Source organism: Rhizobium moroccans (assembly GCF_057559155.1).
In genome coordinates this window covers 220,238-243,166 of record NZ_JBHFJG010000039.1, presented here as the reverse complement: position 1 = coordinate 243,166, position 22,929 = coordinate 220,238, and the positions used below count along the sequence as shown (strand labels likewise).

Sequence of the window (22,929 nt, the reverse complement as noted above, 5' to 3'; positions counted from 1 at the left end):
GGCAAAAGCATGCCCCCCCCCTCGACGTGTCGTGGAGGCTACTTGATGGCCTTCACGCCTTCGGCCATTTCCTTCAACCCGTCTTCAATGGAAATGTTGTCCGTCATGATCGAGTCATGCGCACGATTGAGCACGACCTCGATTTTCGCGGCATTCGGATCGACAGCCATCTCCAGGTAGGATTTCCCGGCCTTCAGCGCCTCCTTGCTGGTTTCATCCTGCGGGAAACCGGGCAGGGAAGCGATCTTCGCACTCACGTCGTCGGTGCGAAGGGCGGGAAAGGTGCCTGTGGCGGCGATGACTTCTGCGCCTTCCGGTCCGGCGGCGAACTTGATGAAATCGAGCGCGGCTTCCTTGTGCTCGGAATTCGCGTTGACCGAGAGACCGGAGATCTGCGCGGCTGTCGTGCCGGCCGCGACACCATCTGGATGCGGGAACTTCACGATACCCCAGTTCTTGCTCTTGGATTCACCCGAGGCAACCTTGGCGATCTGTGTGCCGACGAACCAGGTTCCCATCGGCAGCATGCCGACCGTGCTGTTGAAGAAATATGCCGAATAATGCGTATTCGACGTCTTGAGGGAGGCGTAGGACGGAATGGCCCCATCTTCCTGCAAGGCCAGAGCCCGTTCGTACCAAGGCTTCAGGAAGTCGTATTCGCCCTCAACGAGCGTGTGTTTGCCGTCCAGAATACCGGGCAGCTGAACGGTGGAGCGCCAGGTATGCAGCAGCGCCCCATAGGTCTTGTTGGCGCCCATGCCGCCCGTGAGCTTGCCGGCGATCTCGTCGAACTGCGCCCAGGTCATGTCGTTCGTCGGATAGGCTACGCCGGCCTTGTCGAAGATGTCCTTGTTGTAATAGACGACCCAGAAATCCGACCGGAATGGCAGGGAATAGATCTTGCCGTCGATCGTCAGTTCCTCGATCAGCCCGCCATAGCCAGCCGGATCGATTTTCTGCTCTGTCATGAAGGCGCTGAGATCGGTGATATTGCCGGCGCGCACCAGGTTGGCGTAGCCGGGAACATCCTTGACGGTGACGATATCGATGTCCTTCGAGCCGCCGGTCAGCTGTGTCGAGATCATCTGCTGATAATCCTGCGAGCCGAGATCGACAGGTTCGAATTTCACATTGGGGTGCTTGGCCTGATAGGCCTCGATCAGAGGCTTGTAATAGGCGACCTTGTCCCAGTCCCAGAGCGCCCATCTGAGCGTTACGGGTTCGCCCGATTGGGCGAATGCAGTGTTTGCGGTGGTTGCCGCCAAGGCCAATCCGGCCAGGGCGAATTTCACCGACCTCCCAAGATGATCCAGATACATTTCAAACTCTCCTTCCCTTGAGTTTTTGATTTAGACGCTTTGCGAAGCATTACGGGCATGCGGCTCGCTGTCCTGCTGGGTTGCCAGAACCATTGTCGCCGCGCGATGGACGGCGAAGGTGACCGCGAACATTCCAAGTGAGAAATTGACCGTTGCCGGCATGAAGACCGACACCGGATAGAAGGCGATGTGGACGAGCCAGAGGGCTATGGCAAAAGCCAGGGCGCCGAGTGCGGGCAGCGGACGGACGATCGAAGCGAGTGCCGCAAGGCGCAACATTTTCAATGCGGGAAGATCGCGCATCACCATCAGCACCAGCAGGTGGCACGCGACGACCGTGACGAAGACGATCATGACGAGGCTGATAGTGAGCGGCACCGTCAGGAGAAGATTGTCCCTTGCGCTTGCTGCGTAGGCAATGACGGCATAGCCCCAGATGCCGAAAACGGCGGCAAATGCGAACCCCCAGGCCGTGGCGCGCCAGAAATAGCGGACAAGGGCCTCCAGGAAATCGCGCAGCAGGTATGTGTTCCGATCCTCGGTGAAGGCGACGCAGACGCGGGCCATCGCCACCAGTGCCGCGGGAAGCGTCACGACGAACATGGCGGTGAGCAGGAACAGGATGTTGAGCTTCACCATTTCCCACCATTCGCGGGCGAAAATCGCGGCAAAAAGGGCAAGGCCAGTTTTCTTCGGCGCATCCTTGGGGATGCCCGCCCCTTCCTTCGTCCACATATCCTGCAGCCACTGCATGGCCGTCTCCCCCGGCGATCGTCTCAATACAAGATCGAGCGCTCCGTTTCCGTGTCGAAAAGCTGCACATTGGTCACGTCCGCGACCAGCTTGACTTCGTCGCCGAGGCCCGCCCTGAAGCGAGGAGAGACGCGGGCGATAAGGCTGCGTCCACCGGCAACCATATTCAGATGCACTTCCGAGCCCATGGGTTCGGCGAGTTCCACGACGGCCTTGAAGGGCGCCAGGTTTTCCAGCGGTATATCGCCAGGCGGCAGCTCGTGGAAATTTTCAGGCCGGATGCCGAGCACCAGCTCGCGCCCCTCGTAGGGTGCAATGCGGCTTTTATCGAAATGGGCCGGAAGCGGCAGTTCACGGCCGTCGAAAACGGCGAAGAAACGGTCGTCCCGGCGATGAATGACGGATGGCAGCATGTTCATCTGCGGGGCCCCGATGAAGCCGGCGACGAACATGTTGATCGGATGGTCGTAGAGGTTTTGCGGCGTATCGACCTGCTGGATATGGCCGTCCTTCATCACCACGATCCGGTCTGCCATGGTCATGGCTTCCACCTGATCGTGGGTGACATAGATGAAAGTCGCATCCAGGCGCTTGTGCAGCTTGGTGATCTCGGCACGCATCGTCCCGCGCAACTTGGCATCGAGATTGGAAAGCGGCTCGTCGAGCAGAAAGACTGCGGGATTGCGCACCATGGCGCGGCCGAGCGCGACGCGCTGGCGCTGCCCGCCGGAAAGAGCCTTCGGCTTGCGGTTCAAGAGATGCGTGATGTCGAGAACCCGTGCGGCGTCCTGGACCTGCTTGTCGATGACATCCCTGGGGGCTTTGCGCAGATGCAGGCCGAATGCCATGTTCTTGTACACTGTCATGTGCGGATAGAGGGCATAATTCTGGAAGACCATGGCGATGTCGCGATCCTTGGAGGGGACCTCGTTCATGAGATCCCCTCCGATCTTGAGCTCTCCCCCGGAAATTTCCTCGAGGCCCGCGATCATGCGCAATGTCGTCGATTTGCCGCAGCCCGACGGCCCCACCAGGATGATGAATTCCTTGTCGGCGATCTCGAGATCGATGTCGTGAACGACCGTGAGAGCGCCGTAGGTCTTGTTCAGTTTCTTGAGCGAAATGCTGGCCATCGGTCCTCTCACCAGTAGGAAGACCAATTACGCGAAAGGCGCGTCAAAGCTTCCATGTAATAGTAATCTCCCCAGGAGACGCATTCATCGACGCCCTCGCCGCGGCAGGTGTTGAGCGGCGATTTCTTCGAATAGGTACCGTGCAGGACGAGGCCATTGGAGATGGCCGGGTCCTTGACGGCGTAGTGCTCGGCGAGGCTCTTCATCATGCGGCGGGCCAGTTCGCGGTAGCGCGCGGCGGCTTGAGGCTCGACGAGTTCGGCCATCTCCAGAAGCCCGCAAGCGACGATGGATGAGGATGAGCTGTCGCGGGGTTCCCCGTCCTGATCCGAGAAGATGAGGTCCCAATAGGGCACCATGTCCGCCGGAAGCCGGTTCAGATAGAAGGCGAGCAGCCGGTCGAAGGTCCGGCGGTATTCCTCGATCCGCTCGTAGCGGTAGGAAAACGCCATTCCGGCAATGCCCCAGGCCTGTCCGCGCGCCCAGAAGCTTTCGTCGCTGTATCCCTGCTTGGTGACGCCCCGCACCGGTGCCCCCGTCACGGGGTCCATGTAGAAGGTGTGATAGGTGGAATCGTCGGGGCGAACGGAATTCGCAAGCGTGGTGCGCGCATGGATAAGCGCGATGTCGCGGTACTTCGGGTCACCGGTCTCGCGGCTCGCCCAGTAGAGGAGCGGCAGGTTGAGCAGGCAGTCGATGATGAAGCGATATTCTTCGGCAACGCCCTTGCGGCCCCAGGCCTGGATGAATTGGCCGATCGGCTGAAAGCGTTCGATGAGTTGGTCGGCCGCCAGAATCGCGGCCCTGCGGCCGTCCTCGTCTCCGACAAGCTTCCAGGCCGCGATGCAGGAGGGCGAATAGAGAAAGCCCATGTCATGGTGATCGGTCTCGATGCGGTTTTCGATCCGATGCAAGAAGCTCTGGACCTGAATCTGCGCTGAGTATTGGAAGACCTTGTCGCCGGTGTGCTCGAAGGCGAGCCAGATCTCTCCCGGCCAGAAGCCCGCCGTCCATTGGTCGTTGGCAACGGCCGGATAGAAGTTGCCGATGCTCGAATGGTTCTGCGAGGCATGGGTGAACTGCGGAAGGTTTCGACGGACCTGCTCGACGGCAAGATCGAGCGCAGCCTTCACCTCGGTATCGGTGATCGGTTGAGGGGTGAAGGGCGAGACTGCATTCATGGACTTAACCCTTGAGCCCCGTCGAGGCGACACCCTCGACGAAGAACCGCTGGAGTGACAGGAAGACGATCAGGACCGGAATGAGCGCCACGACCGATGCGGCCATGATCAATCCGTATTCGGCCGAATACTGCGCAATGAACATGCGCAAGCCGATCTGGATCGTCTTCAGCTCGGTTTTGGTCAGATAGATCATCGGGCCGAGGAAGTCGTTCCAGGTGGTGACGAAGGTGAAGATCGTCAGTGTCGAGAGAGCCGGTTTCGACAGCGGCAGCATGATGCTGGCCCATATCTGATACTCGTTCATGCCGTCGATGCGGGCGGCCTCGCAGAGTTCAGTCGGGATCGACATGTAGAACTGCCGCATGAGGAACACCCCGAAGGCGGTGAAGGCCTGCAGGCAGATCAGTGCCAGATGCGTGTTGTTGAGGCCGAACTCGCGCATCAGCAGGAACTGCGGCACCATATAGACCTGCCAGGGCATGGCGATTGTGGCGATGTAGCCGAGAAACAGCGCGTTCTTGTAGGGGAAGTTGAGCTTCGCGAAGGCATAGGCCGCAAAGCTCGAGGTCAGGAGCTGCAGGACCGTGACAATGATTGTCAGCTTCGACGTATTGTAGATGAACAGTGCGAGCGGAATCTTGGTCCAGATATCCACGTAGTTCTGCCATCTGGGCTCCGACGGAATCCATTCGATCGGGAAGACGAAGACGTCACGGCTGAGTTTGAGCGAGGCTGAAAGCATCCAGGCGAAGGGCATCAGCATCACGACGGTGATGGCGATGACCAGGGCGTAGATGGCGACTGTCTTTGCGGTGATTCGGCGTCCGGCGATTCTCACGATCTCAATCCTCCCTCTGGCGGCGGAACTGGACGATGGTGACGGCCAGAACCAGGAAGAAGAGAACCAGTGCGACCATGCTGGAATAGCCGAGATCCCAGGAGATGAAGGCCTCGTTATAGATATGATAGACGAGGACAAGCGTCGATGTGCCGGGCCCGCCTTGGGTGATCATGTAGATCTGATCGAATACCTTGAAGGACTGGATGGTCAGCATCACCGTGACGAAGAAGGTGGTCGGGCCAAGCTGGGGCACGGTGACATAGAGGAACTTCTGCCAGGAATTCGCTCCATCGAGATCAGCCGCTTCATAGAGCTCGGAATTGATGCCCTGCAGCCCGGCCAGATAGATGACCATGTAATAGCCCATGTTCTTCCAGATGCCGAAGAGGATGACCGTGACCATGGCCCAATGACGGTCGGCGGCCCAACCGGGCATGTCCTTCGGATCGACGCCGAGCGTGTAGAGAATCATGTTCACCGGACCCATCTCCGGATTGAAGATCATGTTCCAGACGACCGCGACGGCCACCAGCGAGGCTACATAGGGGAAGAACATGGCGGTGCGGAAAAAATCCCGCCCGAATATCTTCTGATTGAGGAGGATAGCCAGGCCGAGCGCGCAGGCGAGCGTCGCGGGCACCGATACGACCGTATAGATGACCGTGTTCCAGAAGGCTGAAATGAACGCCTTGTCTTCGAAAAGGCGCCAGAAATTATCGAGGCCTGCAAAGGTTATCGCGTTGGAGCCGTCCCAATGCATGAAGGCCAATGCGAAGGCGAAGAGGATGGGGCCAAGCGTGAAGACGGCAAAGCCGATGAAATTCGGCGCAATGAAGGAATAGGCGATCAGTGCGTCTTGGATTTTCCGGCGACGCCTGGACAGAATCTTGACCTTCCGGGCCGGGATTGCCGGCGTGCGGTCCGTTGCGATGGCCGAATTGGATATGGACACCGATACCTTTCCTCCCAGCTTGGCGTACTGCCCCTTACGGTCCGGAGCCCGAAGCCTCCGCACGTTGGAGCCGACGACCGTGGCGTCCGCTCCCGCCTCCTGGTGACCACATAGCATATATCGCGCATTGGTCAAACAAGTTCTGAATAGATCATACGAATGTTATAGAAATTGCCGAACACGTATGATAGGTGAGCATCAAAGCCGATGCCGTCATCGCTCTTTCGGCGCGGGGAGAGGATATGTTCAGCGAGATTGCGGGCAACCTGCCGAAGGTTCTGAGGGATTTCATCCCAGGGGCTGCCTTTTCGGATCGCGCCAGCTGGAGTGCCGTTTCGGAACCGCTGCGCGATCTCGTCGTCAGGGATGCGGAGGCAAGCCTTTCGCGGCCTTGGCCCGTCATCATGGCCTCCGATTATCGGGAGTACATTTCGTCGGGCAATCGATCGCGATTTGAAGGTCTCTATTTTACGCGGCGTCGCATGCTCAACGATCTGGTGCTCGGCGAAATGCTCGAGGGCGAGGGGAGGTTCCTGGCTGCGATCGTGGATGGGATTTTCCTGATCGCGGAGGAAAGCGGCTGGCAACTTCCGGCGCATAATGGCTATGAGAGAGGCGGCCCCCGCTTGCCTCTTCCCGATAATTCGCGGCCTGTCATCGATCTCTTCGCGGCCGAAACCGCCGCGCAACTGGCGACCCTTGCCGCGTTGCTGCGCGATCAGCTCGATGCGATCAGTCCGCAGATCGTCACCCGTATCGAGCGCGAGGTCGAAAGCCGTATCTTTACGCCCTATCTCGGCCGACATTTCTGGTGGATGGGCCGCGGCGACGAGAGGATGAACAACTGGACCGCTTGGATCACCCAGAATGTCCTGCTTTCGGCCTTCTGCCTCAACACCGATCAGGCGCTGCGTCGAAAAATCCTCGTAAAAGCGCTAGGCAGCCTCGATGCCTTCCTGAAGGATTATGCCGAGGACGGGGCCTGTGAGGAAGGTGTCGTCTATTATCGTCACGCAGCGCTTTGCCTGCATGGTGCGATGATCATTTTGGACGCCGCAGCCCCGGGCGTATTCGCGCGCCTCCTATCGGAGCCCAAAATCCGCAACATGGCCGAATACATTCTCAACATGCATGTGGCGGGCCGCTACTATTTCAATTTTGCGGATTCCTCGGCAGTTGTCGAACCCTGTAGCATACGCGAATACCTGTTCGGGAAGGCGGTCGGTTCGGAAGCACTGGTCGCTTTTGCCGCGGCCGACAGGGCCCATAGTGACAGCCCGCATTTGCCGAAGGAATGGAACCTCTGGTACCGCGTGCAGGAATTGCTGGCCGATCCAACGATCGCCATGGCCGAGCCGCGGCAGACAAATAAACGGGATATCTTCTACCCTGGGATCGGTTTGTTCATCGCCCGCGACGAGCGCTTCGCGCTTGCCGTGAAAGGCGGCCACAACGGTGAAAGCCACAACCACAACGATGTCGGCAGCGTGACGCTCTATAAGAACGGACGCCCCTTGCTGATCGACGTGGGGGTGGAGACCTATACCGCCAAGACTTTTTCACCCCGCCGGTATGAGATCTGGACGATGCAGTCGGCGTTTCACAATCTCCCGACCTTCGGCGGGGTGATGCAGTCGGCCGGCGCGGAGTTTGCCGCCCGCGATGTCGAGACGGATTTTAGGCCCGAAGAAGCCCGCATGTCGCTCGATATCGCCGGCGCTTATCCGCCGGAAGCCAAGGTGCGCAGCTATCGACGCACCGTCACGCTTCGACGGGGCCGTGAGGTTGAAATCATCGATATTCATGAGGGGGATTTGCCGGTGGTCCTCTCGCTGATGACATGCGCAGCGCCGGCGGTCGCTATGGGCGGGATCGATCTTCCCGATCTCGGAAGAATTCTGCTGGATGGTGCGGGAGAGGTCGAGATCGAGCCGATCGATATCGAAGATGCCCGGCTTCGGCTCTCATGGCCGGCCCGGATTTACCGGCTGCGCATCCCCTTCACGAAGAACTACCTGAAAATGCGGATCGTCTGAGGAGGACGAGGATGGAATTGACGTTGAAGGTTGTGAACGCCAATGGTGCTGTCTTGGCCAGCGCGACAGGAGGGAGCGAGACCTTGCTCGTCTATCGCCGGGTGTATGACGAGGGCGACCGGCTTGTGGTAGAGGCGTCGGAAGCCGGGCATGTGGTCCTCGCATTGGACGACGCGATCAGCCCGGCGGTTGTCTACCTGAAGGGGCGGTCCTATTCGCTGGCCATACCCTTCGGAGACAAGCGCGCCTCCTATTCTCCACGTGCTTTTAGTGGCGATATCCACCGGCTCTATGTGCGTAAGGCGCGGCGGGACGAGATCGAGTTGCGGCGCAACCTCGCTCTCAACCCCTGGGACGATCACGCCAATGGAACGCTTTTTCCGCATGCGACGGCGAATGTCGAAACCCGAGGCGAGGCGGCATTTGCCGCGCGCAACGCCATCGATGGAGAAAAGGCCAACGACAATCATGGGTTCTGGCCCTATACGAGCTGGGGCATCAATCGCGATCCGCAGGCGGCCTTGACGGTTGAGTTCGGCCGTCCCGTGCAGGTGGACGAGATCGTTTTTTATCTAAGGGCGGATTTCCCGCATGATTCCTGGTGGGAGAAGGCAAGCGTCACGTTTTCCGACGGCCAGACCTCCTGTTTTGCCCTTGCGAAGTCGGGTGCTGCGCAGTGCGTTTCCGTGGAGCCGCGCACCGTGGAATGGATCAGGCTGCATAACCTGATCAAGGCCGAAGATCCGTCGCCGTTTCCGGCTTTGACGCAAATCGAGGTGTGGGGGAAAGAGTTGAAGCGAGAGGCTGGCTGATCGCCGACAAGCGGTGGCGCCGTCGGCTCAGCTGGAAAAGGCGCGAAAATCCTTCAGCATATCCCGATAGCGGAGCTGACTGCCTCTCAGATGATCGCGCATCGCATGGCGCGCGGCGTCCTCGTTCCGGTCCGAAATCGCCATCACGATCGCTTCGTGCTCCTTATGGATCATTCGTCGGTAAGCGGTCTGTTCAGCAGCGCGTGATTCGGGCACTACCCTGGAATGTGGAATGGCAGCGGGGCCATGAGATTCGAGGAACTGACCGAATAGCGGGTTGTTCGTGGCTTCGGCAATCGCGACGTGAAGCGCCAGATCCGCGTCCCGGATGGATCTGTCATCCTCGATGCATTTAAGGATGTTACGGTGGCATTCGAATATAGCCTCTTCCTGCGCCGGTGAGCGCCGCAGGGCTGCAAGCCCCGCAGCTTCGATCTCCACAGGCGTCCGGATCTCGAGAACCTCCAAATCCGAGGAAACGCGCGCTCTGTCGATCTTTCGCCCCGAAACGGAAGGGCTTACCTCGCCGCCGAGGACAAAGATCCCAGCACCTTGGCGTACCTCCACAAGCCCATCGGAGCGAAGGGCCGCCACCGCCTCGCGGATCACGGTCCGGCTGACGCGATGGGTTTCGGTGAGCTCGACCTCGCTCGGAAGCTTGTCGCCCGGCGAATACTGCCCGCTCGATATAGCCTGCCGGAGGCTTTCCCCGACTTGTGAGACCAGCGATCCAGGACCTCTGCTGCGATCCTTCACTTGCATAGCCACGCTTCCATACCCTCGCATCGGCTTGAATGAAGCATGCATGAGCATGCTATCCTGATTCATCACATGTATGACAAATAGCCCCTTCTTTCAACGGACGAGTTTGAAGGAAGCTATCGCGCAGCAGATGGGGCTCTAGATGCGAGGAAGGCTATTGCGGCGCTTCCGCACAGGATCGCGCCAATGCCGATCGCCAAGTGGAAATCGGCGATCGTATTGGCTCCGTCTGGCGCGAGTATCCCCAGCAAGCCGCCCGCGATCGCGAAGGAAAGCGCCGAGGCGACCGGCCGTGATACTGCTGCGATGGCGGTGGCGTGGCCGGCCTGTTCGGGTGCCGTGTCGGCGACGGTCAGAACCGCATGGCCGGTGAAATAGATGGATCGGATCAGGCCGTTGACAAAAAGCAGCGCGACGATGAGCAAGGCCGGCGTGCTCGGCAGGAGCGTCGCCTTGATGGCGACGCCGAGGCCGGCCAGAAGGGCAGAATAGATCATCGCCCGACGAAAACCGAAGCGCCTGAACAAAGGCGCGACGATGAATTTTGCTGCAAGCGCGCCGATCGCCCCCGAAAAGACGAGGAGGCCGGACTGGAAAGCGCTCATTCCGAAGCCAAGCTGCAGCATCAATGCGGTGAGATAGGGAAGGGCGGCGCAGCCCATCAGCATCAGGGTGGTGCCGATCGTCGTTGCCCGGAAGGTGTGTTCGCGAAAGACTGTGAGATCGAGGATGGCGTTTGGCGAGATTCGGGCATGTAGGACGTAGATCGCTCCGGCTCCCACCCCGAGCGCGATGCATGCCAGTCCGAACCATATCGGCAGCACCGGCATGCTGATCAGCGAAGCGCCGAAAACGAGGCCGGACAGGCTGATGGCGACGAGGAGGAGGCCAATCAGGTCAAGGCGCCGGGTCGGGAGCCGGACCGGGTCCGGCATGAAACGCGTCATCAGGACGATGCCGGCCAGCGCAGCGGGAAGATTGACGAGAAAGATCCACTGCCATGCGACGAATGTGGTGAGAAAGCCGCCAAGCGGCGGCCCCAACATCGGAGCGACGGTCGGCGGGATCGTCAGCCAGGACGTCGCGCCGACGAGATCCTTGGCGGGGGTGATGCGGAAAAGCGCCAGGCGGGCGACGGGAGCCATAAAAGCGGCTCCCGCACCCTCCACGAACCGGGCGCAGACGAAATGGGCAAGCGATTGCGATACGGCGCATCCGAGCGAGCCGAGCATGAAAAGCGCGATCGAGAACCGAAGCACGTTCCGGCAACCGTATCTGTCGGCAAGCCAGGCGCTCATGGGAACGAACATCGCCATTGCGACATAATAGGCGGTGAAGGCGAGCTTCAGCGCCACCGAGGTCGTGCCGATATCGGTGGCGATCGCCGGCAGGGAGGTGGATATGACCGTGGCGTCCATGCTTTCCATGAACAAAGCCACCGACAAGATGAGCGGGACGCGAGGCAAGGGAAAACCGAATGAGGACAGGTGACCTTTGTTGTTGCTTGTCTGCTGTATTTCGTCAAGTCAGATGATGTTTTTGATATTGGTATGATGACCACAATGCCGGCGACTGCTTGCGGTTTCAGCCTGTGCGCGACGGGGCGTTTTAAATGACCCGAGCGAGCCGCGCGGTAACCATTTGTTAACCATGGTTCGCGTACATCGGTGGCAAGGAAAAATTAACACAGATGACCAAAGTGCTAACTGACAGCCGTTCCATCCGCATCAAGGGCCGCTCGTTTCTGGCGGTCGTTCTTTCTCCGGAGCATCCGCTCGACGACTGGATTGCCCGGCTTGACGACCTGGCAGCTCGATCCGCCGGTTTCTTCCTCGGCAGGCCGGTCGTTCTCGACGTGTCCGAGATCGACATCGACCGGCCGCAGTTGAAAAGCCTGATCGCCGAACTCGGCAAGCGCAATGTGGCCATCATGGGTATCGAGGGCGGGCGGGCATCGCTCTTCGAGCCGGGAATGCCCCCTTCCATGAAGGGCGGCAGGCCTGCGGCCGATGTCGAGGTCCCGTCGGCGGAGGTGGGAGCGGACGCCAAGTCGCCGGCCTCCAGCCGCAAGGAACCGCCGCCCCCGCCCGCTGAACCGGCTGTTGTTGCGGTAAGAGCGTTCCCCTCCATGGTGGTGCGTGAACCCGTGCGTTCCGGCCAATCGGTCATCTTCCCGGAAGGCGATGTCACCGTCATCGGCTCGGTCGCTTCGGGAGCGGAAATCATCGCTGGCGGTTCGGTCCACATTTACGGGACGCTGAGGGGCAGGGCGCTTGCCGGCTCGGTCGGCAACTCTTCGGCACGCATCTTCTGCCGCAAGCTGGAAGCCGAACTCCTGGCGATCGACGGAATTTACAAAACGGCCGAAGACCTGGCCCCCAATCTTCGCGGCAAAGCTGTCCAGCTCTGGCTCGAAGGCGATGCGATTATGGCAGAGACACTCGTCTGAGCCCCCGGCGCTCAGCACACAGGAGAGCAAAATGGCGAAAGTAATCGTAGTCACATCCGGTAAGGGCGGCGTCGGCAAGACAACGTCGAGTGCCGCCATCGGAGCTGCCCTGGCTCAGAGGAACGAAAAGACCGTTGTCGTCGATTTCGATGTCGGGCTGCGCAATCTCGACCTCGTCATGGGCGCCGAGCGGCGGGTCGTCTATGACCTCGTCAACGTCATCCAGGGCGAAGCCAAGCTGCCGCAGGCGCTGATCCGCGACAAGCGGCTGGACACGCTCTTCCTCCTGCCGGCTTCTCAGACCCGCGACAAGGACAGCCTCACACCGGAAGGCGTTGAGCGCGTCATGAACGAGCTGAAGCGGCATTTCGACTGGATCATCTGCGACAGCCCGGCCGGCATCGAGCGTGGTGCGACCCTTGCGATGCGCCACGCCGACATGGCCGTCATCGTCACCAATCCGGAAGTCTCCTCGGTTCGCGATTCCGACCGCATCATCGGCCTGCTCGATGCCAAGACCGCGAAGGCGGAACGGGGCGAACGGGTCGAAAAGCACCTGTTGCTCACCCGCTACGATGCAAATCGCGCGGAACGGGGTGACATGCTGAAGGTGGACGATGTGCTGGAGATTCTCTCCATTCCGCTTCTCGGCATTATCCCGGAGAGCATGGACGTCCTGCGGGCCTCCAATATCGGGGCGCCGGTGACGCTTGCCGATGCACGCAGCGTACCGGCAATGGCCTATCACGATGCGGCGCGGCGCCTGGCGGGTGAAGCCGTACCGATGACCATACCTGGCGAGAAGCGCGGCCTTTTCGGCAAGATATTCGGACGGAGGGCAGCATGAGCATCTTCAGTTTCTTCAAACGGCAGAATTCGGCGCCGACGGCGCGTGAACGTCTGCAGGTGTTGCTCGCCCATGAGCGGGCCTCGGTCGGCCATTCGGATCTGGTCAGTCTTCTGCGCGAGGAAATCCTTGCCGTCATCACCAAGCATGTGCAGGTGGACGGCGACAAGGTCACCGTCAAGATGGATCGTGGCGAGCAGGTGTCGATCCTCGAGATCGATGTCGAAATCCCGCTAAACGCGGGCGCGCGCGCGGCCTGAACGAGCTCCGGGATATTTACCATTGGCTTCGCCGTTACGGACGGCGGAGCCATGCGGTTTATGGCCGTGTGCCGTTCAAATTTTTTGAGCGCTCTATTTCTTGAGTGTTAATTGAAAGTTTTTATTGCCCGCGGCGCGAAGCTCCGCTATTGAACTGGCGTCATTGACCGGCTCGCCCGGTCACGTAAGCGTTAACGTCACCCAACGCGTATGATCGAACGGCTGTGCGGCTTCGATCTGCGCGACTGTGTCCTGCAGGTCGCGCCCGAAGCTGCGAAAGGACACGGATGGACAATATTTCGCTTCAAACCCCACCAGCGCCCGTCATCGAACGCGTCCGCCACGAATTGAAAAGGCGGTCCCTGACCGTCACGCATATCGAGGATGTCACGCCCAACATGAAGCGCATCATGCTGACCGGGGACAGCCTCGTCGATTTCGTCAGCCTTGCGCCTGATGATCATGTGAAGATCTTCGTGCCCGTGGAAGACGGTTCCGAGGAACATCGCGATTATACGCCGCGCCTGTATGACAATGCGGCGCGCACGCTGACCATCGATTTCGCCCTTCACGAGGCGGGCCCGGTGACCCAGTGGGCGATCGGCGCCCGTCCGGGCGATGCATTGACCGTAGGCGGGCCGCGTGGCTCCGCCGTCGTTTCGCCAACCGTAAGACAGTGGCTTTTAATCGGTGATGAGACTGCATTGCCCGCGATCGGTCGCAGGATCGAGGAGAGTGGCCCGGAAACGGAGATCACCGTCATCGCGGCGGTTGCGGGACCTGCGGAAGAACAGGAATTCAAGACAAAGGCGCAGGTGACTTGCCACTGGATTCATCGGCCGCTTTGCGAGGCGACGGATGTTGCAAGGCTGCTGGATCAGCTCCGCCGCACGGAGATCAAGCCGGAGATCTTCGTGTGGATCGCGGCCGAAGCCTCCGTCGTGCGCGCATTGCGTGTCCATCTGATGGAACGAGGCTTGCCAACCGGCTGGCTGAAGGCCTCCGGCTATTGGGTAAAGGGCAAGGCCGATGCGACGGAGAAATTCGAATAGCTGGCAGACACGGTCCGACCAGAATCGGCAATCGGCGACCGGCGTCGGAGAAGCCATCCACGATATTCTCCTGGCTGTGTGACGGCAAGGATTGGACGTTCGGCGATACCATCGGCTCCGGCAGTTGGTCGGGACCGCCCCTTTTGCCATGACGAGTTGCCGATTAGGCAGTGCGACGGCTATCTATGCAATGCGTGCATGGGTGTGCTGATTGTTTGGCACTGCAAGTTAGGCCATGTGCATAGTATATACAGTGCATCGAAGCAAACGGGCGCCGAAGACTGGCAGCCGGCTTCGAAGCCCAAGGAAAGGGGACCGTTATGAATATCGCACGTTCGTTCAACAATTGGCGCAAGTATCGTCAGACTGTCGCAGAACTCGGCCGTATGTCGAGCCGTGAGCTGCAGGATCTCGGTATCGAACGCGGCAGAATCCATGCCGTTGCTCGTGCTGCGGCCGGCTTCTGATATCGACTTCTGACAGCCAATTACGAAGCGCTCCGCCAAGATAAGCGGGGCGTTTTTGTTTTGTGGGGTTATTTGGGCTTTGATTGTCCGGAGCGCTCAAGAGATATTCGAGATGTGCATAGCTGCCCTGTAAATTCGTGCCTAGGAATTGAGCCCGGACCCAGGTAACTATCAATCCAACGAAGCGATGTACCTCCTCCCACAGAGCTTCGTGTTCGCGAAGAACCTACTCCTCCTCCCAGGGTTTTTCGCGGGGAACAGCGGCTCTCCTCCTCCCATGCCGCTGTTCGGACAGTTTGAAAAAGCCTGCCGCACCTCCTCCCGCGGCAGGCTTTTTCATTTCTGACCGGGAGGCTGGTCATTTCATCGAGATAAATTGCGACCTGTCGCCGCTCATCCCATGGATTCGAAGCGGTCGAAAATATCCTCATCGCCCATCTGTCCGCCCTTCAGCATCAGGCTCATGCCATCCCGGAAAGCGTCGTCGCTTCGCCCGACAGAAATGGTAACGCCGGGGGAGATTTGGCCACCATAAGCAAGCCCCCAGAGACCGAGAGACTGGGCAACGTGGCTCGACGTATCGCCTCCAGCGGCAATCAGGCGGCGTACCGGAACCTCCTTCAGAAGTCGATCGACGAAGCACCCCGTCATTCGTGCGAGCCGGGCATCCGCGCCGATCATTGCGAAAGGATCTTCCGGCGCCGTCGTCATGAGCACATTGCGCCCGTTGCGAAGGATCGGAGCTATCTCTCCGGCAAGGTGCTCGCGATAGGCGTCTTCATCGATGAAACGCCCCGCATCGGCTTTGATGCAGGTAAATGCGCGCGCGGCTTCGACCTGCCGGCGCGTCAGCGGCGACAGGGAGCCTGTAACCGCCAAAACCGGACCCTCGGTGCTTCCTAGGGGGTGCCCCCTCGAAACGATTGGCTGATCGTTGTAAACAGCTTCCGCCACGCTGCTTGCGCCGACAATCAGAAAAGAGCCCCTGCGCGCGCGGCGCTTCAGTTCTTGCCCGATCGCGATCACATGATCGTCGCTCAGCGCGTCCAGCAGGATATCGTATTCCGAATCTACCTCGATTTCCCGGCCGTCGAACGTCGTCCACGGCACGAGCGCGATTTCTCTGGCGCCGAGTGCTTGGAAATGTCTGCGCAGATCGGCTTCAGCCATCGGGGTCGATGGATGCCGGCTCATCGTCGGATGCCGATCGAGGCGGTAGATCTCTCCGCCTGATCCGGCAGAGGCGAAAAGATTGCCGAAGGCGCAGAACCGTCCGAGCGAGGGTTGTCCGCCGAGGACGATAGCCTGCGTCTGGCTGCAGGAGCCTCGCAGCACTCCCATCGCCACGACGATGTTTCCGATATCGGGGGCGCTGTCGAAGGTCGAGCAGCATTTGTAATGCAGAACGCGCACGCCGATATCGGCGAAAAACCGCCCGACGGGTTCCAGTTCCTCTCGCATCTGGGCCGAGGTCATGGCGCGGGCTGAGCCAGCAATGCCGATCGCCTGAAGGCTGCCGATCTCATCGAGATGGCGCTCCGACGGAGGGCCGAGAAAGAGGAATGACTTAACCCCGCGGATGGAGAGGGCCGCGAGTGTATCCGTCGCGCCGGTGAAGTCATCACCATACCAACCGTAGAACGGCTTCGATATCTCGCCTCTCATGCAACCTTCCCGAAAAAATCGAGCGCCTTGCGGAGTGGCTGCGATGTCTTGGCGGCGTCTTCGAGCGTCTGTTTTTCCCGCATGGCGCGGAAGGCTGCCCGAATGCTTTCAATGCCCTCCGTCGGCCCGCCCGGATGTCCCATGATGCCGCCGCCGGCCATGAACAGGAAGTCGTCGCCGCCGACTGCTTTCCAGGTCGCCGGTACGGTGCCGGCCCATTGTCCCGAGGAGAATGCCGGCAGCACGCGATCGTCCGATTGGTCATCGAGTGGTGTCAGGCAAAGCGCCGTGCTTTCTATGACTTCACCGTTTTCCTGTGCGAATTTTCCGTCAAGTCCATGGACGTGCATGTGATCCACGCCGGCAAGCCGCCACAGCGTTTGATAGGCGGAAAAGGATATGCCGAGCACATCGCAGCGCGACAGCGCGCCGAAGCCGTTGCGATGGCCGTGCAGCACGAGATCGGTCGAGCGGCGAAGCGTCTGGACGGCGGAAAAGCCGCACCAGTTCAGATTGGCCATGATGCAGGTGCCGCCTTGACGCGCGACGAGATCGGCGTTGCGTCGCATGGCATCCGTCTCGTCCGTGATGTTGAAGGCGATCATCACGCGACGGCCAAGTTTGTCCTCGGCTCGCTTGACGGCCGCCATGACGGACGTAATCCGCTCCGAAAGTGGCGCGTGAGCCGGGTTGGCGGCAATCTCATCGTCCTTGATGAAATCGATGCCGGCGTTGCAAAGCCGCTCGACCAGCCTGCCGATCTCCGCGGCCGATAGGCCGACATTGGGCTTGATGATGGAGCCGATCATGGGCCGGCCTGTGACGCCCGCAAGCCGTCGCGTTCCGACGATACCCTGTCTAGGCATGGCATATTGGCGGCGCCAGGATGGGGGAAGCGTAATGCTTTCCAGCCTGAGACCCGTTACCTCGCCGAGGTCGTAGAGATTGCCGGCCGCTGTCGAGGCGAGCGCGGCGAGATTGACGCCGATATTTGCGATCGGGAACCGGAGCTTGATCCGCGCTCTGAGGGGGCGGTTCGTTACGCCGCGACGATGGAGCCAGGCGCTCGGCAGCGTGGGCGTCTCCACCTCGCCGAGGTCATCGATCCCGATCACCTCGGCTCCTGCGCGCGCGCGCAAGTCGTCGGTCTCCCCCTCGACCTTGGTGAAGGTGCCGCAGGACTGTTCACCAGCCATGATATCCGCGACCTTCGCTAATGGCAGCGGCGTCTCGATCAGGTAGTCCGCCTCGAAATGCGTATCCGTCACCGCCAGCCCTCAGATCTTGGAAAGGTCGGGAAAGGGACGCACCGGGTTCTTGCCGTCCCAGCTTTCGGAGGCCTTCCGAATGGCATCGAACATGCGTCCCTTGGGCCCCGCGACCTCGGAGAGTTCTATTACCGTGCCGGGATGGTAATGGGTGTCGAAATAGACGAAACGGCCGTTTTCGCCTACTTCACCGCTCATGACCGTCTTAAAACCCTCTTTCGTAATGCGCTCGAGATCGGAATCGAAACTGTCGGTCCAGTAGGCGACGTGCTGGAGGCCCCGATGGCCGGCCTCGCGGAAGTCGCGATACATGGACGGCACGTCGTTGCGGGTCTGGATCAGCTCGATCTGCAATTCGCCGGAATTGGCGAGCGCCACCGAATTATGCGGAGCGTGGCTTTCCCCGCGATAGCGATAGTTCACGATCGGAACCCGTTCATTGTAGAAGAAGGGGCCGACGCCCAGAACGCGGGTCCAATAGTCCATTGCCGCTTCGATATCGTCAACGACGTATCCCGCCTGGCGGATCTTTCCGAAAAAACGACTCATTTGATGTCTTTGTGTCTTCATGATTGATGTATTTTGATGCGGCGGCGAACATCGCCGCCGCTTTGGGAATATCAGGCCAGAGTGCCGACGACGCTTTCCAGCGCCCCCCAGGCCTCGTCGCCGAATTCCTTGCTCCATTTCGCGTAAAAGCCGTTTTCCTTGAGCTTGGCTCGAAAGCTGTCGGTTTCCACGGTATTGAAGGCAAGCCCAGTCTTTTCGAGGTCCGACTGGACGCTCGAGTTCAGCGTCCTGATATCCTCGCGCTGCTTGAGCCCGGCTTCATTGATGGCGCGGGCGACCACATCCTTGACATCGTCCGGAAGGCCCGACCATTGCCGGCCGTTGGCGATGAACCAATACCCGTCCCATATGTGGTTCGTCAGGGCGCAATTCTTCTGAACCTCGTAGATCTTGGAGACCTGAATGATCGGCAGAGGATTTTCCTGGGCGTCCACCACTTTGGTTTGCAGCGCGGAGTAGACCTCGCTAAACTGTAGGCTGGTCGGCGACGCTCCAAGCGCCGAGAACATATCGATGCTGAGCGGGCTCACCGGCACGCGGATCTTCAACCCCGCCATGGAATCGGCATTCGCGATGGGGTCGCCGCTCGTGGTCGTCTGGCGGAACCCGTTGTCCCACATGGTCTCCAGGGCATAAAGACGCGCATCCGCCACCTTGCTGCGGACGAGCGCGCCCACGGGCCCGTCCATGGCCTTCCAGACCTGATCGTAATCCTTGAAAGCAAAGCCGACCGCATTGAGAGCCGCGGTCGGCACGAGGGTCGCAATGACCAGGGAGGAGGGCGTAAAGAAGGTCAGGGCGCCACTGCGCACCTGGGATAGCATGTCCGTATCCCCGCCGAGCTGGTTGGCCGGAAAGATCATCATCTCCACCCGGCCATCGGTTTCCTTGGCGATCCGGTCGGCCGCTTCCTTGGCGCGGATATTCAGCGGATGGCTGAGCGGCAGGTTGTTGCCGTAGCGGAGCTGGATTTCGGCCGCACGCGCGAAGCGCGGAACGGAAAACGCCATGCCCACGGCAGGTGCGGCGGCCATGCCCTTTAAGAGGGTGCGGCGGTCAAGTGTCATCGTCATTTTTACCTCCCCATAAGAAAGTCACTTCCCAAGCCGGAAATTCGATCATATGAATGATGAAGTCAAACACGATTTCTGATGTAATTTGATGCGATCATATGCTTGAAACGCCTCTCGACACGACTGAGAAGAGCCGCCGGCCGACCATTGTGGACGTGGCACGGCATGCCGGGGTCTCGACCGCGACCGTCGATCGTGTGCTGAACGGGCGGCAGGGGGTCCGTGCACCGACGGTCCATAGGGTGATGAAATCCGCCGCGGAACTCGGCTATGTCGATGAGGGTGATTTGAATCCGGCGGAGCCCCGCAGGCTTGCCAACATCTCCTTTCTCTTGCCAGCCGGCACCAACCGCTATCTTACGCATCTGGGTCGATCGATCGTCGACCAGGCGCCCTTGTTCGAAAAGCACGGCATCAAGCCGACAGTCGAATACATCAAGAGCTTCAATCCGGAGATTCTGGCGGCCGCGCTGCAAAGGCATGGTCGCTCGGCCGATGGCGTCGCCTTCATGGCGCTCGAACATCCGGCCGTGCGCGAGGCGGTGAACCGATTGGCCGACAAAGGCGTGCCGACCGTTACCCTGATATCGGACATCGCCAATGCCCAGCGCGTCGCCTATCTCGGGCTCGACAATCGCTCGACCGGGCGGCTTGCCGGCTATCTGATCGCCCGCTTCGTCGGCAAGGCGCCTGCAAAGGTGGCGATGATCGCCGGCAGCCTCAGCTATCGCGCCCATGAAGAACGCGAGATGGGTTTTCTGCATGTGCTGAAGGAAAGCTATCCGCATATCGAGGTCGTGGGCATTCGCGAGGGGCACGACGACGAGACCATGAACTATCGGCAGATGCGCATGCTGCTGAGCCAGCATCCGGATCTTGCCGGCATCTACAATATCGGCGGCGGCGCCAGCGGCGTCGGCAAGGCCATCAAGGACGCACGGCGTGAGCATTCGCTCGTCTTTGTCGGCCACGGGCTGACGCCCGATACGCGGGCTTTCCTGATCGACGGCACGATGGATGCGGTCATCACCCAAAACCCCAGCGACACGATCGGCCGGGTCGCACGCGTATTTCAAAACCTGCGCGATGGGCGTCCGGCGGATGAGGATGTGGCGCCACTGCGCAGCGAAGTGATTTTCCGGGAGAACCTGCCGTGAACTGGGCAGGAGTCCATCGATAGTTGAGTTTCAGGAGACGGCGGAACCGCAAGGCGGGCGTCGGGGAGGGTATGCCATGACGATGAATACAGACGCCGTGAGCGATCTTGCGGCAACAGAACTCGAGCAGCCGGTACGCGGCTCGGTGTGGATGCGGCCGATAGAGATGACCTGCGCGGCCTTGCTCACTTTCATCATCGCGATCCTGCTGATCGGGGTCATCGCGCGTTATGTATTCTCGTCGCCGATCATCTGGGGAGACGAGACGGCATCCATCGCTTTTCTCTGGCTGGCAATGCTGGGTGCGGCAATTGCCATCGATCGTCATGAGCATCTGCGGTTGACGGTGTTTCTCAACCTCCTCAGCGAACGCAGCCAAAAATTCGTCACCACTCTCGGGCTCCTGCTGACAGCCGTTTTCCTTGGCAGTCTTCTCTATCCGGCGGTCGAATATGCGATCGAGGAAAGCTACGTCACCTCGGCCGCTCTCATGATCCCCATGAGCTGGCGTGCGTCGGCCCTTCCCGTCGGACTTGCCATGATGTTGGCCATGGTACTCCTTCACGGCGTTCGTCTCGGCAATGTCAGAATGCTGCTCGCTGCGGCGGCGGTGATCGGCGGGGTGGCAGGCGCGTTCTGGGCTTTGACACCCGCGCTCCAAATGCTCGGAAATTGGAATATCGTCCTCTTCCTGGTATTTGGCGTCGGCGCGCTGCTGATCATGGGTGTTCCGATCGCCTTCTGCTTCGGGCTCGGCGCGCTTTCATTCCTGACCTTCGCAAGCAATGTGCCGATCTTTGTGATCGTCGGCCGCATGGACGAGGGCATGTCGAGCATCATTCTACTCTCGGTACCGATCTTCGTGCTGCTCGGCTGCATTCTCGATGCCACCGGCATGGGCAAGGCGATCGTCGAATTCCTGGCCTCGCTGCTCGGGCATGTGCGCGCCGGCATGTCCTATGTGCTGCTCGGCTCCCTCTTTCTGGTGTCGGGCATCTCCGGTTCGAAGGTCTCCGACATGGCGACGGTTGCGCCGGCCTTGTTTCCGGAGATGAAGCGGCGTGGCCATAAGCCGCCGGAAATGATCGCGCTTCTGGCGACCGGGGCGGCGATGGCCGAGACCGTGCCACCATCGATCGTGCTGATCGTCTTGGGTTCGGCAGCGGGCGTTTCGATCGCCGGGCTGTTCACCGCCGGTTTTGCCATCGCCATGGTGCTGCTCTTGGTGCTGGCAGTACTCGCCCGTTTCAAGTCCCGGCATGAATCCATGGCGGGCGTGAAGCGTGCGTCCTTCGTAACCATCCGCAAGGCTGCCTTGGTCGCCGCGCCGGCTCTGCTGCTACCCTTCCTGATCCGCAGTGCGGTTGGCGGTGGCGTGGCGACGGCGACCGAAGTCTCCACGATCGCTGTCGTCTATGCGCTCATCATCGGCGCAGTGCTTTACGGAGGCATAGGATTTCGCAGGCTTTATTCTATGCTGGTGGAAACCGCAGCCCTTTCCGGCGCGATCCTCATCATCCTGGGCTGCGCTTCCGCGATGGCCTGGGCACTGACACAGACCGGCTTTGCCTTCCAGCTTGCGCAAGCGGTTACCGATCTGCCGGGTGGCTGGCTCTCGTTCATGGCGGTGACGATCGCGATCTTCATGGTGCTCGGCTGCGTGCTGGAAGGCCTGCCGGCTATCGTGCTGATGGCGCCGATCATGTTCCCGATCGCCAAGACGCTCGGTATCAACGATGTGCACTATTCCATGGTCGTGGTGACGGCGATGAACATCGGCCTCATCGCGCCGCCGATCGGCATCGGTTTCTACATTGCCTGCAAGATCGGCGCCGTTTCGCCGGACGAGGCCATGAAGGCGATCTGGCCCTATATCGGCGCGCTCCTGATCGGGCTCGTTCTGATCGCGGTCTTTCCGATCCTGTCGACGGCCTTCCTATGATCGGGCGACAGGTTCGTCCGCACGGGCCGAAGCCACGAGCGAGGCGCGGATGCGACGCTTGCCGACTTCAATGACATGACGCATGGCTGCGATCGCCCTTTCCGGATCGCGAGAGGCGATCGCGTGGACAATGCGCAGATGGTTGGTCGCAACCTCGTCGATCTTCTCAGGCGAGGCGGCGGGCGATGAAAGCTGGAAGGAAATGGCAAGCGCGGCTTCGATCAGCGCGCTTGCAGCCCGCATGAACGGGTTGCCGGACATGTGAGCGATCGCCAGATGGAATTCGAGATCGACCTTGGCGACCGTTTCGGGCGTATGGGAAAGATCGTCGAACCGGGCGGCGATCGCGTAAAGTGTCACGATATCGTCGCTTGTCGCCCGCAGGGC

22 protein-coding genes are annotated in these 22,929 nt (G+C 60.2%); 9 read left to right on the top strand and 13 right to left on the bottom strand.

The genetic code is table 11. The features are described 5' to 3' along the window. Positions 1-38: 38 nt before the first annotated feature. Genes ACE04I_RS18845 through ACE04I_RS18820 form a run of 6 tightly spaced genes read right to left on the bottom strand, consistent with a single transcriptional unit; the run spans position 39 to position 6,182 of the window. Complete coding sequence (locus ACE04I_RS18845) at positions 39-1,319, bottom strand: ABC transporter substrate-binding protein (protein ID WP_046793512.1); 1,281 nt, start codon at positions 1,317-1,319, stop codon at positions 39-41. A 30-nt stretch (positions 1,320-1,349) separates the two neighbouring features. Then, positions 1,350-2,072: a DUF624 domain-containing protein gene (locus ACE04I_RS18840; protein WP_487207474.1), complete on the bottom strand. Its 723-nt coding sequence runs from the start codon at positions 2,070-2,072 to the stop codon at positions 1,350-1,352. Between the two features lie 23 nt (positions 2,073-2,095). Continuing rightward, a complete protein-coding gene (locus ACE04I_RS18835; RefSeq protein WP_487207473.1) occupies positions 2,096-3,205 on the bottom strand; it encodes an ABC transporter ATP-binding protein in 1,110 nt (369 codons plus the stop codon). Positions 3,206-3,213: 8 nt separating this feature from the next. After that, the gene (locus ACE04I_RS18830) at positions 3,214-4,386 is read right to left on the bottom strand and encodes a glycoside hydrolase family 88 protein (RefSeq protein WP_487207472.1); all 1,173 of its coding nucleotides are present in this window, start codon (positions 4,384-4,386) and stop codon (positions 3,214-3,216) included. A gap of 4 nt (positions 4,387-4,390) precedes the next feature. Next, on the bottom strand, positions 4,391-5,227 hold the full coding sequence (locus tag ACE04I_RS18825) for a carbohydrate ABC transporter permease (RefSeq protein WP_046793508.1): 837 nt from the start codon (positions 5,225-5,227) through the stop codon (positions 4,391-4,393). 4 nt (positions 5,228-5,231) lie between these two features. Further along, a complete protein-coding gene (locus ACE04I_RS18820) occupies positions 5,232-6,182 on the bottom strand; it encodes a carbohydrate ABC transporter permease (protein ID WP_487207471.1) in 951 nt (316 codons plus the stop codon). Between the two features lie 242 nt (positions 6,183-6,424). On the opposite strand from ACE04I_RS18820, the gene ACE04I_RS18815 reads away from it, so the two are divergent. Both ACE04I_RS18815 and ACE04I_RS18810 read left to right on the top strand, forming a co-directional pair. Then, a complete protein-coding gene (locus ACE04I_RS18815; protein WP_487207503.1) occupies positions 6,425-8,218 on the top strand; it encodes a heparinase II/III domain-containing protein in 1,794 nt (597 codons plus the stop codon). A gap of 11 nt (positions 8,219-8,229) precedes the next feature. After that, complete coding sequence (locus tag ACE04I_RS18810; protein WP_046793506.1) at positions 8,230-9,030, top strand: carbohydrate-binding protein; 801 nt, start codon at positions 8,230-8,232, stop codon at positions 9,028-9,030. Between the two features lie 27 nt (positions 9,031-9,057). Here the strand turns inward: ACE04I_RS18810 and ACE04I_RS18805 are convergent, their stop codons facing one another. Next, positions 9,058-9,792 (bottom strand): FadR/GntR family transcriptional regulator, encoded by a 735-nt coding sequence (locus ACE04I_RS18805; RefSeq protein WP_046793731.1) that lies wholly within the window; start codon positions 9,790-9,792, stop codon positions 9,058-9,060. 116 nt (positions 9,793-9,908) lie between these two features. Then, the gene (locus ACE04I_RS18800) at positions 9,909-11,231 is read right to left on the bottom strand and encodes an MFS transporter (RefSeq protein WP_487207502.1); all 1,323 of its coding nucleotides are present in this window, start codon (positions 11,229-11,231) and stop codon (positions 9,909-9,911) included. A gap of 251 nt (positions 11,232-11,482) precedes the next feature. Here ACE04I_RS18800 and minC point away from each other — a divergent pair, with 251 nt between their 5' ends. From minC to ACE04I_RS18775, 5 genes are all read left to right on the top strand, one after another. Continuing rightward, positions 11,483-12,241, top strand: coding sequence for a septum site-determining protein MinC (minC, locus tag ACE04I_RS18795; protein WP_046793504.1), 759 nt, complete (start codon positions 11,483-11,485; stop codon positions 12,239-12,241). Positions 12,242-12,272: 31 nt separating this feature from the next. Further along, entirely contained in the window at positions 12,273-13,088 is an 816-nt protein-coding gene (gene minD, locus ACE04I_RS18790) for a septum site-determining protein MinD (RefSeq protein ID WP_046793503.1), read from the top strand. Next, positions 13,085-13,348: a cell division topological specificity factor MinE gene (gene minE / locus ACE04I_RS18785; RefSeq protein ID WP_046793502.1), complete on the top strand. Its 264-nt coding sequence runs from the start codon at positions 13,085-13,087 to the stop codon at positions 13,346-13,348. Before minD ends, minE begins: the two co-directional genes overlap by 4 nt. Before the next feature lie 287 nt (positions 13,349-13,635). Then, on the top strand, positions 13,636-14,400 hold the full coding sequence (locus ACE04I_RS18780) for a siderophore-interacting protein (RefSeq protein ID WP_046793501.1): 765 nt from the start codon (positions 13,636-13,638) through the stop codon (positions 14,398-14,400). 320 nt (positions 14,401-14,720) lie between these two features. Continuing rightward, entirely contained in the window at positions 14,721-14,867 is a 147-nt protein-coding gene (locus tag ACE04I_RS18775; protein WP_082118278.1) for a DUF1127 domain-containing protein, read from the top strand. 393 nt (positions 14,868-15,260) lie between these two features. On the opposite strand, the gene ACE04I_RS18770 is transcribed toward ACE04I_RS18775, so the two are convergent. From ACE04I_RS18770 to ACE04I_RS18755, 4 genes are all read right to left on the bottom strand, one after another. Next, a complete protein-coding gene (locus ACE04I_RS18770) occupies positions 15,261-16,532 on the bottom strand; it encodes a four-carbon acid sugar kinase family protein (RefSeq protein ID WP_487207470.1) in 1,272 nt (423 codons plus the stop codon). Further along, the gene (locus ACE04I_RS18765; protein ID WP_487207469.1) at positions 16,529-17,800 is read right to left on the bottom strand and encodes a RuBisCO large subunit C-terminal-like domain-containing protein; all 1,272 of its coding nucleotides are present in this window, start codon (positions 17,798-17,800) and stop codon (positions 16,529-16,531) included. The genes ACE04I_RS18770 and ACE04I_RS18765 overlap by 4 nt, the downstream gene beginning before the upstream one ends. 9 nt (positions 17,801-17,809) lie before the next feature. Continuing rightward, positions 17,810-18,349, bottom strand: coding sequence for a VOC family protein (locus ACE04I_RS18760; RefSeq protein ID WP_046793498.1), 540 nt, complete (start codon positions 18,347-18,349; stop codon positions 17,810-17,812). A 71-nt stretch (positions 18,350-18,420) separates the two neighbouring features. Continuing rightward, on the bottom strand, positions 18,421-19,437 hold the full coding sequence (locus ACE04I_RS18755; protein WP_046793730.1) for a TRAP transporter substrate-binding protein: 1,017 nt from the start codon (positions 19,435-19,437) through the stop codon (positions 18,421-18,423). 104 nt (positions 19,438-19,541) lie between these two features. On the opposite strand from ACE04I_RS18755, the gene ACE04I_RS18750 reads away from it, so the two are divergent. Together ACE04I_RS18750 and ACE04I_RS18745 are read left to right on the top strand one after the other, a co-directional pair. Beyond that, on the top strand, positions 19,542-20,600 hold the full coding sequence (locus ACE04I_RS18750) for a LacI family DNA-binding transcriptional regulator (protein WP_046793497.1): 1,059 nt from the start codon (positions 19,542-19,544) through the stop codon (positions 20,598-20,600). A gap of 76 nt (positions 20,601-20,676) precedes the next feature. After that, positions 20,677-22,542: a TRAP transporter large permease gene (locus ACE04I_RS18745; protein ID WP_046793496.1), complete on the top strand. Its 1,866-nt coding sequence runs from the start codon at positions 20,677-20,679 to the stop codon at positions 22,540-22,542. On the opposite strand, the gene ACE04I_RS18740 is transcribed toward ACE04I_RS18745, so the two are convergent. Beyond that, positions 22,537-22,929: FadR/GntR family transcriptional regulator (locus tag ACE04I_RS18740; protein ID WP_487207468.1), on the bottom strand; the 393-nt coding region annotated here is incomplete at its 5' end. The genes ACE04I_RS18745 and ACE04I_RS18740 overlap by 6 nt on opposite strands.